The sequence below is a fragment of the Synechococcus sp. R5-13 genome, assembly GCF_047462015.1.
Classification (GTDB): domain Bacteria; phylum Cyanobacteriota; class Cyanobacteriia; order Thermostichales; family Thermostichaceae; genus Thermostichus.
This window is the reverse complement of record NZ_JANSIL010000085.1, coordinates 1-11,236: the sequence shown is the minus strand read 5'-3', so window position 1 is coordinate 11,236 and position 11,236 is coordinate 1. Positions and strand designations below refer to the sequence as shown.

Annotated in this window: 9 protein-coding genes and 1 CRISPR repeat array; of the genes, 6 read left to right on the top strand and 3 right to left on the bottom strand. The window is 58.7% G+C overall.

Annotation, left to right across the window (positions count from 1 at the left end; genetic code table 11):
* Nucleotides 1-196 precede the first annotated feature (196 nt).
* Complete coding sequence (locus NW840_RS07090; RefSeq protein ID WP_414343337.1) at nt 197-1,114, bottom strand: CoB--CoM heterodisulfide reductase iron-sulfur subunit B family protein; 918 nt, start codon at nt 1,112-1,114, stop codon at nt 197-199.
* A 319-nt stretch (nt 1,115-1,433) separates the two neighbouring features.
* On the opposite strand from NW840_RS07090, the gene NW840_RS07085 reads away from it, so the two are divergent.
* Both NW840_RS07085 and NW840_RS07080 read left to right on the top strand, forming a co-directional pair.
* Nucleotides 1,434-2,186 carry a hypothetical protein gene (locus NW840_RS07085; protein WP_414343335.1) on the top strand — a complete coding sequence of 251 codons (753 nt, stop codon included), beginning with the start codon at nt 1,434-1,436 and terminating at the stop codon, nt 2,184-2,186.
* 302 nt (nt 2,187-2,488) lie between these two features.
* On the top strand, nt 2,489-3,238 hold the full coding sequence (locus NW840_RS07080) for a YebC/PmpR family DNA-binding transcriptional regulator (RefSeq protein WP_011432973.1): 750 nt from the start codon (nt 2,489-2,491) through the stop codon (nt 3,236-3,238).
* A 53-nt stretch (nt 3,239-3,291) separates the two neighbouring features.
* Here NW840_RS07080 and NW840_RS07075 read toward each other — a convergent pair whose 3' ends face one another.
* Nucleotides 3,292-3,603 (bottom strand): YbjQ family protein, encoded by a 312-nt coding sequence (locus NW840_RS07075; protein WP_011432974.1) that lies wholly within the window; start codon nt 3,601-3,603, stop codon nt 3,292-3,294.
* Between the two features lie 389 nt (nt 3,604-3,992).
* Between NW840_RS07075 and rbsK the strand changes: the two genes are divergently transcribed.
* Together rbsK and NW840_RS07065 are read left to right on the top strand one after the other, a co-directional pair.
* The gene (rbsK, locus tag NW840_RS07070; protein ID WP_414343333.1) at nt 3,993-4,910 is read left to right on the top strand and encodes a ribokinase; all 918 of its coding nucleotides are present in this window, start codon (nt 3,993-3,995) and stop codon (nt 4,908-4,910) included.
* Nucleotides 4,911-5,163: 253 nt separating this feature from the next.
* Nucleotides 5,164-5,907 (top strand): response regulator, encoded by a 744-nt coding sequence (locus tag NW840_RS07065; RefSeq protein WP_414343332.1) that lies wholly within the window; start codon nt 5,164-5,166, stop codon nt 5,905-5,907.
* Between the two features lie 166 nt (nt 5,908-6,073).
* On the opposite strand, the gene NW840_RS07060 is transcribed toward NW840_RS07065, so the two are convergent.
* Entirely contained in the window at nt 6,074-7,894 is a 1,821-nt protein-coding gene (locus tag NW840_RS07060) for a DUF1565 domain-containing protein (protein WP_414343331.1), read from the bottom strand.
* 165 nt (nt 7,895-8,059) lie between these two features.
* Here NW840_RS07060 and NW840_RS07055 point away from each other — a divergent pair, with 165 nt between their 5' ends.
* Complete coding sequence (locus NW840_RS07055; protein WP_414343329.1) at nt 8,060-9,286, top strand: pentapeptide repeat-containing protein; 1,227 nt, start codon at nt 8,060-8,062, stop codon at nt 9,284-9,286.
* A gap of 108 nt (nt 9,287-9,394) precedes the next feature.
* Nucleotides 9,395-10,507, top strand: a complete 1,113-nt coding sequence (locus NW840_RS07050; protein ID WP_414343327.1) for an LptF/LptG family permease — start codon at nt 9,395-9,397, stop codon at nt 10,505-10,507.
* 100 nt (nt 10,508-10,607) lie between these two features.
* A CRISPR array of direct repeats spans nt 10,608-11,178; the repeat unit is 37 nt; unit sequence GTTTCCGTCCCCTTGCGGGGAAAAGGTAGGGATCAAC.
* Between the last annotated feature and the right edge of the window lie 58 nt (nt 11,179-11,236).

The window sequence follows — 11,236 nt, the reverse complement described above, 5'->3', positions numbered from 1 at the left end:
AACAAACAGAATGCTATCGCTGCATAGTTGAACAGTGATGTTCAGCAGTGTTCAGCGTAAATGTATCAGTAGGTGGATCTAAGCTTACGAGGATCTTTGCGGTTTTTGAACAAGGACGGGTACCTTGCTGGGCAGAATAACACATCCTTCCCAGACCTGATGTTTGCCCAGGGATCCCCCAGCCATCAAGTGGGATTTAGCGGCCTATTTTTTGCAGGGCTCTTTCCACCTGTACTACATGGCGGTTCAGTCCCAAGTTTTCCGCCGGGATCCCCAGGGCCAGGCCCACCAATTGTGGCAAATGCAGGATCGGGATCCCCAGCTTGCGCCCGATCACCTGTTCCACCTCCGGCTGCCGAGAGTCCAAGTTGAGGTGACATAGAGGACAGGGGGTAACCAAACAATCGGCTCCCGCCTCTATTGCCTCTACGAGATGCCGGCCTGCCATCGAGAAAGACTGCTGCGGGGCGTAGCTGGAAATGGGCCAACCGCAACACTGGGTGCGCCCGCGATACCAAACGGGGGTGGCCCCCAAACGCTCGAAGAGATCCTCCATCAAATGGGGATCCCGCGCCACATCAAAGCGGGAGATGTCGTAGGCCCGCAACAGATAACACCCGTAGAAGGCAGCGCAGCGCAGCCCCAAGAGGGGCCGTTTGACCTGTTGGGCCAATCGCTCCAGGCCGTAGTCATGAGCCAGCACCCACAGCAAATGGCGCACATCGCCTGTGCCCTGGTAACGGCTCTCACAGCCCCCTTTCTGGCACAGGGCTTGCACCTGGTGAAAGTACTCTGGACTCGCGGTTTTCGCAGCTTTTAACTTTTCATTCACGCGGCCCAACACCCCTTGACAGGTGCTGCAGTGGGTAAGCATCGGCAACCCCAGCGCCTCGGCCAAAGCCAGGTTGCGGGCATTTACCGTATCTTCCAGCAGCTCCGATTCTTCTTTGAAGGTGCCCGAACCACAGCAGGAAGCGGCTTCCAGCTCCACCAGTTCAATGCCCAGATGCCGCGCAATCTGGTCGGTGGAGTCATACAGCTCACGACAGGCCCCCTGGGCCACACAGCCGGGGTAGTAGGCGTAGCGCAAAGGTGAAGGAACAACCGCGGTCATGAGAAGACGTGAGAAGAAGAAGAGAATTGGGTTTGCGATCTCAACGGTAATAACAATCCATGGATCCATTGCCCACACAGCAGAGCACTGGCCTGCCTGCAGAGCGGGAACCCAGAGCCTAAGATCCTACACCCATGCGCTGCCACAGCACATCCGTTGCTGCCCAGGACAGGGAGTTTGTCAAAGCTTCCCTATTTATCTGCCCCTATTTTGAAACCATTCGGAGCCGATACCCTATTTTTCTCCCTGCCTAGTGCCTCCCTAGCCGATGTCGGGTAGATTTGGCGGTAGCCATCGCTGAGGAATCGGTCAACGCCTTATGAACAGCCCGATCCAGGATCGCGATTTCCCCTTTTCACCCCGCTCTAAGCAGGGCAGTCTGGGTTGGAGCCTTCCTCTAAAAGGTTGGGGATTTGGCTTGTTTTTCGGATCCCTAGTTTGGGCAGGATGGGCAAGTCAACTCCAGCTATGGGCTCAGCCGGTCGAACAGCAACCTCAGGAAGAAGTCCTTGTGCCAGGGCGCAATTTGGATCCTGGGGCGCAAATCCGGGTGCGTAACGAGCTGGTCAAGATCTGTGGGGACTATCGTTGCGAAGGCTATCGCTTTTCGGTACGGGTACCGATCAGCCCTGAAGACACCCTGGAAACTCTGCTGGGGCGGCTGGATACGGAGATGCTGCGGGAGGTGGATCGGGTGTTTCAAACTCGGCCCGATTTGAATCGAGTCATTGTCGATGGCTACGTCTTCTCGGGTACTCCCGCTTTTGTCAGCCGGGAAGTGCTGCTGCAAACAATGTTTGTGCCCCGTCACCGTTGGGAAGTGGGGCGCTTTGGGCCAGAGCAAGATGCGATTTTCTATGCCGAGCTGTTGGGACAGGTGACGCCCTTTCTAACTCCATCCCCAACCCCCACGCCTACACCTGGGCCTGTGCCTGGAGAAGCTGTGCCCCCTCTGCCCCCGCCTCCTGGGGAAACTCCTCCCATAGAGGCAACGCCTACCCCTCAAGAAACCCCAGCCCCTCCGCCTCCGCCCCAAGGGGATGTGATCCAGCGGCAGCCGATCCAGCCCTGAGGGGGTTATGGGGTGGCTAAGTCTGGGTTGTGAGGGATCCCTCGTTATAGTCATTTCAAACCAGATTGAGATACTCCCCAAGCGCTCCGCGCCGCTGCCCTTACCCCCAGTTTCTCTCTGGGAGAGGGAGTTAGGAATCGACATAACGAACCGTTTCACTGCTGTTTGAAATAACTAACTATAATTTGTGACCAGGCCAGTGCCCTCCCAGTTGTCGCGGGGTTGAGTCCTGAGCCGAGGTGATCTAGGCTTCAAAAGTGGAGGGATCCCTCCAATTCATTGCTTGACTGGTGTGTGGCGGCATGGCAGGACACAGCAAGTGGGCCAACATTAAACGGCAAAAGGCCCGTGTAGATGCCAAAAAGGGCAGCCTCTTTACCAAACTCTCGCGGGCCATCATCGTGGCAGCTCGCAACGGCTTGCCAGATCCGGATGGGAATTTTCAGTTGCGGGCGGCAGTGGAGAAAGCCAAAGCAGCGGGGATGCCCAGCGAAAACATTGAACGAGCCATTGCCAAGGGAGCCGGCAACTGGAGCGACGACAGCCCCCTGGAAGAAGTTCGCTACGAGGGCTACGGCCCCGGTGGGGTGGCTGTGTTGATCGAGGCCATGACCGACAACCGCAACCGCACGGCTGCCGAGGTGCGAGAAGCCTTCAGCAAAACCGGCGGCAGCTTGGGAGAAGCCGGCTGCGTGAGCTGGCTGTTCCGGCAAAAAGGGGTGATCAGCCTGGAGGAGGTGTTGGATCCCGAAGCCCTGTTGCTGGCGGTGGCGGAAGCGGGAGGAGACGACTTCAAGGTGGAAGGCACAGGAGCAGAGGTGTACTGCGACTACTCTTTGCTGGAGCAGGTGGCCACCTACCTGAAAAAAGAGGGCTACCCAGTGCAAGATGCGGCCATCCGCTGGATCCCATCCACTGAGGTGCATGTGGAGGATCCCGATACGGCCAAGTCAGTGCTTGCCCTGATGGAGCGTCTCGACAACCTAGACGATGTGCAGAATGTCTATGCCAATTTCGAGATCGACGAGGCGGTGATGGAAAGCCTGGCCTGAGAACAGGCTGCCATCATCTTCCGAGAAAGGGAAACCTTCAACAGAAGCATCCGTCAGCGGAGCTTAACGGCGGTGCCGGCGGCGGTAACGAGGATCATTGTCGTGCTCATGTTGGTATGAATGCTAACGCCTAGGATGCCATTTGCTCCCAAACGTTTGGCTCGCTGCTCCAACTCTTCCAAAACCTTTTTCTGGGCATTCTCGAAAACTTCTTCATAGGTTCTTGTGCGTCCCCCGATGATGTTGCGGAGGGTAGCAAGGAAGTCCCGTAGAACATTGGTGCCATAAACTACCTCGGCGGTAACAATGCCCAAGTAACGCTCAACCTCTCTACCTTGGAGCACGTCTGTAGTGGTCAGCAACATCAGCTTGCTTCCTGGGTCAACACCCACCAAGATAGTCGGGATCCTCAACCTTTGGAATCGGGTTCTTGCCCTGTGTTTTCAGCAGAGTGGCGATATGTCGAAGGGCGACCAATCCCTACAGATAACCGTTCCACAACGCATAGTCATTTATCTCACCGTTGAGATGAAACAAACGACCGGTTGCTTCCTGCTAAGGCCTCCGGCCCGCTAGCGCGATCAGTTGAAATAGATGGTAATAAAAACCACGACTGCTATCAGCCCTTGCCGCGTGGTAGGGCGCTCAAGGGGATCCCTGGCCAAGACCGGCGGCTGATACAATAGCTGCCCAGGGATCCAAACCAAAGATCTCTAGATCTCTGCTTTTCCAACAGGATTTCCCCACAAGCCCGATGGCAGGCCCGATCCGAGTGGTGGGTAGCTTGAACATGGATTTGGTGGTGCAGGTGCCCCATCATCCCGGCCCTGGGGAAACGGTGCTGGGATCCGACTACGCCACCTACCCTGGCGGCAAGGGGGCCAACCAAGCGGTGGCAGCGGCACGGGCAGGAGCCCAGGTGGAGATGTGGGGGGCAGTGGGATCTGACAGCTTTGGCCGCCTGCTGAAAGAGAACCTGGAGCAGAACGGCGTCGATACCCACCACCTGCGGGAGCTGGAAGGGCCCAGCGGCCTAGCTTTGATCACAGTGGATCCCGGCGGGCAAAACAGAATCGTGGTCAGCCCTGGGGCCAATGGTCGCTATCTGCCGGAGCATTTGCCTCCCTTTACCCCAGCGGCCCTGCTCCTGCTGCAGCTGGAAATCCCCCTGCCCACTGTGCAGGCTGCAGCAGAACAAGCCTCTGCCCAAGGGATCCCGATTTTGCTCAACCCTGCGCCCATCGTGCCATTGCCAGGATCCCTGTTGCGCCAGGTTCGCTACTTGGTGCTCAACGAAACCGAAGCGGCTGCCCTTGCCCAATCCCCTGTGGAAACGCCGGAACAAGCCCAAAAGATCGCTCAGGAGCTCCAGAAGCACGGGATCCCAACCGTTATCCTCACCTTGGGAGGGGCAGGGCTGGTCTGGGCAGATGGGGAAGAAAGTGGCCATTGGCCAGCTCATCCTGTGGAAGTGGTGGATACCACCGCTGCCGGAGATGGGTTTTGTGGGGCCTTAGCTGCTTGTTTGGCTGCCGGGGGATCCCTGAGGGAAGCCCTGCGTTTTGCCAATGCCGCCGCTGCTTTGGCCGTAACCCGTGCGGGAGCCCAACCTAGCTTGCCCCAGCGCTCTGAGATTGAGGCATTTTTGGCCTCTGCCGTAGAAACAGCATAGACTGCTGCTTATCAAAAGTTTTCGACGTCTGCGGTGGAGAAGTTCATTGGCCGTTTGCGTGAGCGCTATGGGGAAACCGCAACCTCCACAGGACAGAGCGAGGCCAAATCCTTTTTCCGAGCTGCTACTCATAGCCGGCGGAGGGGATCCCTTGCTCCATTGAGTACTGCTCAATAGTGCCTTGTCTTCCCTTGTGGGTGTCTTTAGAGTTAGGAAGTGAAAAGAAAGTATTCGGTAACTCTGATAAAGGCCTGTGAGTACCCTCCTTGCTGAAGATGACGCTCTCTACCGTCAGCATGTTCATAGCCTGCTAACACAACATTTGCCTGAGTTCGGCCCGGTGTATATAGCCTCGAATGGTAGAGAGGCGTTGGAACTCTACCGTCAGCACCACCCCAACTTTGTGTTGATGGACATTCGCATGCCTGAGATGACCGGGATCGAGGTAGCGCGGCAGGTTTGGTCAGAGTGCCCCAGCACGCGCATCATTTTTTGGTCGCATTTTGCCGATGAAGTCTATGTGCGGGAACTGCACAAGATCGTGCCTCCGCAAACTGTCTATGGCTACCTTTTGAAAAATTGCACCGATGAAAAATTGGTCAGCGCCATCCAAGCGGTGGTGCAGGATGAGCAATGCGTGATCGACCGAGAGGTGCGCGGGGTCGATTCCCGTTCACAAAACAAAATCACCGGTCTCAGCGATGCCGAGTACGAAGTGCTGATCGACATTGCCCTTGGCCTCACCGACCAGGCCATTGCTGCACGGCGCTTTTTGTCCCGCCGAGGGGTAACCAACCGTCTGCGCAACCTCTACGACAAACTAGAGGTGAGCAACGACCAAATTGAGAGCGACGAGTGGGGAACCACCTTCAGCTTGCGGGCGCGAGCCATCCGTCTTGCCTTCAAACGGGGGTTGATCAACGCCCAACTGCTGGATGAGGAGGAAGTGCATTTGGATCACTGGCTCAGCCGCTACCGACTGGATCCGCTGGACTAGAGAGGGGGTGTTCGAGCCGTCATCGCTCTTGGCAAGCACTTGTAGTCAATTCCCTTGCCAGCGACCAAGGAGACTTGGGCTCAATGGCTGGCCACCCCGCCAAAGAACTGGGATCAAAGCTCCCTCGTACCGCTATGGAGAAGCAAGCCGGCAGTGTGGGGGGTCGCTAGCGGAAAATCATCTCGGCAACTGCCTCAAAGCCGGCATCCAACAGCCGATCCAAGACCGACTGGGCCTGGCTGCGACTGTCGTAGAGGCCAGCCTGCAACACCGTTCTCCCGTTGAAAACCGTTTCCACCGCGTCGGGGATGAGCTGCCGCAATCGGTTCAAGTCATCGCTGCTCTTGGGGGTCACCAACACGCGAAATTGAGTTGCCGTTCGCGTTGGCGAAACGGAGTCGTTACCCACAGCAACCACAGGGGGGGCAACTGGAGTTGTAGTGGGAGCAGAGGGAGTGGCCGGGATCCCCGTGGACGGGCGACGGGCCGGCGGGGGCAGAAGGGTGGTGATATCCGTGAGGGGAGCCGACGGTGGCCTGGGAACAGGGTCAGCCGGCTGGGCAGGTGCGGTAGAGCCATCGGGGGTGAAGGGGACAGCCACAAACTGCTCCCCCGGAGGTTGGGGCTGGGGAGTTGCCTGAGGGCTGGAGGGATCTGGCAAGATGCGCCCTCCGGATCCTTGGGGCGGAGAGGGGGGAACCGGGGCAGTAGACTGGGGCACCGTCACAACCGGCAAGGTGGAGGGGGTCTCAGCGGCTGGCCGGGGATCCCTGGGAGTAGCCGGCTGGGCCGGAGCGCTGGGCAGAGCCAAAGTGCCAGGGGCAATGGGGCGGGGAGCGCTGTCGGGAAGGGCGGCGACGGTGGTTTGACCGGACAGATCCAGATCCCCTTTGGCTTTGCCCCGCAGTTGGTTGCCGTTGGCATTGATGCGCAGGCCGCGGGTGGCGTTGTGGATGTCGTATTGGCCGTTGCCCTCAAAGATGTTGTTGCCGGGATCCGTGGCCGTGCCCAGATCCGGCTGGGCGTTGGTGATGGCAGTGAGGCCGGTCTCCAAGTTCTGGGCGATGAGATTGTTGCGCAGGATGGGCCTGGAGCTGCCCCCGACAACCACGCCGGTACGGTTCTGCAGAATGCGGTTGTTGCGCACAACAGGCGCCGAGCGTTGGTCGATGGTGAGGCCAAAGCCGGTCTCCTGGAACAGGTTATTGACGATGGTGGGCTGGGAGGTGCCCAAAACGGAAATGCCGTTGGCCCCGTTTTTATAGAAGCGGTTGCCCTCTACCCAGGGATTGGCAGCGCCAGCGATGAAGATTCCATCGTGGATGCTGCCCACAAAGCTGTTGTTGAGAATGCGCGGGGAGGCCGATTCGACCCAGAGGGCATAGCCGCGCCGCCCTTGGTTGCGCAGGGTAACTCCTCGCACTTCTGCGCCGGTTTCTGCCAGCAGAGCAACATTTTGTCGGCCTAGGGTCGGGCTCATGTAGGTACCGCCGCCGGTGATGAGATAGCCCTCTCCCAAGGTGGACTCGTCCCCACGCAAGGTGAGGCCGGCTTTCAGACGGATGGGGAAGGTTTCGCCGCTCTCCTCGCTATATACCCCGGGAAAAAGCTGAATGACGCTGCCAGCCTCAGCCCGCTGAATGGCATAAGTAATCGTCTTGAAGGGGTTATTGCGGGATCCATCCCCACGGGTATCGCTGCCGTTGGCCGCATCCACAAAAATAGCCGGGCGATTGTCCGGGAGAGGGGGAGCTTGAGGCAGGGTCTGCTCGCCGGTAATGCCGGTGTCCAGGGAAGTTTGCGCCCAGCCGGGATCCAACTTTGCTGTCAGCAGTAAGGTGGTGCCGAGTAGCAGAGAGGACGCCAGCCGCACCAGCATTGCCCAGCGGTAACGCTGCGCCCGCAGGCCGGGCAGGACTGCTGTAGATTGGTGTTCGCCACATTGCTGCAGGCTAATAGGCAATATGAACAGTAAGGAAGAGATCATAGTGGTTATCCCCACACCAGGCTGGGCTAGAGAAGGAAAGCCGAGGTCATCTTACCAAACTGAGCAGGCAGGGGCCTGCCCTATTCTCCAACTCTAAATACGGACTAACGCAGGCTTTTTTTGCAAGTCTAACACTAGCCCTAGAGTAACCTCCCTGCTTGCGCCATGACCTACAAAACCCTTGTCCCCGAACATCTGCCCCAAGAGCCGTCGCTGGTTGAATCCGGGATCCTGCTGTCTCCGGTCTCACCGTGGCAACCCCTGATTCATCTGCTGCTGTTGGGGATCCCGGCCTTCTTGCTGCTCTTGGGAAAGCGGATGGCTCAGCCGGTCTTGGGCTGGGGGGCGGTGCTGGCTTGGCTGGGCCTGGCGGGCTGGTGGGGGCGATCGCTTTGGGCTCAGATCGGACGCCGTCTTTGGCAGTGGCTGACCACTTGGCCTCAATTGGCCTGGGCGGGAGTGGCCCTCAGCTTGGCCGTGATGGGAGGGATTGCCGGGAGCGGGCTGTTTTCTGCCTTGGGATCCCTGAGTTGGGAAGCAATTGGGGCTTTGGGAGAAGTGTTTGGGGCCACAGGCCAGATCTTGATCGCCATCCTGGCCGCCTACATCGCCTGGCGGCAGTACATCATCTCCCGCGATCTCACCATTCAGCAGAATATCATCACCCAGCAGCAGACCATCGACGCCTACTTTGAAGGCATTTCCAACCTGGTCTTGTCTCCCGATGGGCAGTTGGACGATTGGCCCCTGGAGCGGGCCATTGCTGCCGGGCGCACGGCTGCTTTGTTGAACGGGGTGGATCGCTTCGGCAAAGCCAAGATCCTGCGCTTTCTCTCCACCGCTAACCTGCTCAGCCCTCTGCGGCGAGACGAACACCTGGGCCGACCTATCCTGGATGGCAAGGGGGGCTACCAGCGGGATCGCCTGCACGGGATCCGAGTGGTCAACCTGGGCACGATGCTGGAGGGAGCCGACCTGCATGGCACCCTGTTGCGGGCGGTGGATTTCAGCGAAGCCAGCCTGGAGCGGGCCAACCTGAGCGGCTGCGATCTCAGCCACACCAATCTGTGCGGAGCTAACTTGCGGAATGCCGACCTGCGCGGGGCCGATCTCTACCGCGCTTTGCTGTTTGTGGGATCCCCTCAGACGGCTTCCCCTGCTCAGCCAGGGCAAAAGCCCGATTTCAAGACCGGGGCCTACACCGGAGCTATCGTGGCAGGGGCAGATTTCCGCCAGGCTCGCCGCCTTTCCCCCGAACAGCGGGCCTACCTGGTCACCTGGGGTGCCGAGCTGGATCCCGAGTCCGAACCTCCCCTCAACTCTCCTCAGCCGCGTTTGGATCCTGCCGACAAAACGGAGTCGTTTCCCCCCCCTGCTTCCCCAAGCCCTTGAGCGAGAATAAATCGATAAGCCTGGTTCAGGGCTTTTGCTGCCGATTTTTCGGCCATTGCAACCCGTCTCTCCCTTGGGGAGAAGGGCGATCCCCTTCGATTCTCAAACATGGCACGGTTGCTCACCAAGTTCTGGCTGCTGGAGCGCTATCTGTTTGGGGAGATGCTCACCCCGGTGCTGGCCGGTGTTGCGGGGGGAACCCTGCTGCTGCTGGTGGGCCGACTGTTTACCCTGGCCGAGCGGCTGGTCGAGGGATCCGTCCCCCCCCTGACGGTGTTGCGCCTCTTGGTTTTGGATCTGCCGGAGATGGTGGTGCTGGGCATGCCCATTGCCGCCTTTTTTGCCACCATGCTCACCTTGGGCAAGCTGAGCGGCAACAGCGAGATCACCGCTATGCGGGCAGCCGGGATCCCGTTTAGCCGGATTTTCCGGCCCCTGCTGCTGGTGGGGTTGGCCATGAGCTTGAGCGCTTTTTTCATTAGCAACGTGCTGCTGCCAGCCAGTAAACAGCAAATCCGCCAGATCGATCAGCAAGCTTTGCTGGCCCAGGCCACCACCCCGGTGCAATACGATGTCTTTTTCAAAACCGAAGACAACCTCTGGTTCTTCATCCGCCAAGTGGATCCCCGGTTAAATACGATGCAAGATGTTACGATTTTGCGGGTGGATCCCTTGCCGGGGGGCAAATACCAGTTGGCGGAAGTGACCTTGGCCGCTCAGGCAGTGTGGAATGGACTGGAGTGGAGCCTCAGCGAAGGAGCGACCCACCTTTACGGCCCCACCGGCCTCAGCATTGCCGAGCAAACGTTTCATCGCAAGCCGTTGCAAGTTTCTCAGGATCTGGCTGCCCTAATGCAGCCGCCGGTTCCCCCCAGCGAGTTGAGCTTGCCGGAGCTGGCAGAGCGGATTTCCCGCCTGGCCCGCTCCAATCTCAATACTCAGGCTCTGCGCACCGAGTTCCACATGCGCTTCTCCCTGCCCTTGGCCAGCTTTTTTGCCGTGCTGATTTCGCTACCCCTGGGATCCACCACCGCGCGGCGGGTGGGACGCTACGGGGGCGTCGTCTTCGGGATCCTGTTGGTGTTTGGCTACTACGTGGTTCTGAGCGTGTCTCGCAGCTTGGGAGAAGTGGGAGCCCTTCCCCCTTGGGCGGCAGCCTGGAGCTTCAACATCCTCTTCGGCGGCCTCGGCCTGCTGCTTTTGGCCCGCTTCTTGCGCTAGGGATCCACCCTAGAATCCGCCAGTCTCAGTTCTCAAGGATGTCTCGAAGAAGGCAGGGATCAACTTTCCTTTCTCTCTCCTCTCGCCTCGCGTAGCTCAGGTTTCCGTCCCCTTGCGGGGAAAAGGTAGGGATCAACCCCTGCCCACCCTGGGCAGTGGCCTGTGTTCTACCTTAAGTTTCCGTCCCCTTGCGGGGAAAAGGTAGGGATCAACACCTGGGATGTCCTTAAACTCACCCCCAGGCCTACAGCTGGTTTCCGTCCCCTTGCGGGGAAAAGGTAGGGATCAACAGCTGTTCTAAGTGCGATTTTCGGGGGGCAGCTACCGTTTCCGTCCCCTTGCGGGGAAAAGGTAGGGATCAACTGTTCAAAACCATCGAAACCGGAGCCTCATACGGGGCGGTTTCCGTCCCCTTGCGGGGAAAAGGTAGGGATCAACCTTCAGACAGGCCTTCACGACTGTGATGCCGAGTCCTAATCTTGTTTCCGTCCCCTTGCGGGGAAAAGGTAGGGATCAACACCGAACCTTATTATGACGGGAACAAAGTTTACTGCGTTTCCGTCCCCTTGCGGGGAAAAGGTAGGGATCAACCCCTGGCTTGATTTTATCCCTGTTTTGCGAGAGGAGCGGTAGAGTTTCCGTCCCCTTGCGGGGAAAAGGTAGGGATCAACGATGTCGCCCAAATGGGTGGGGACTACGACGGGGATAGAGTGTTTCCGTCCCCTTGCG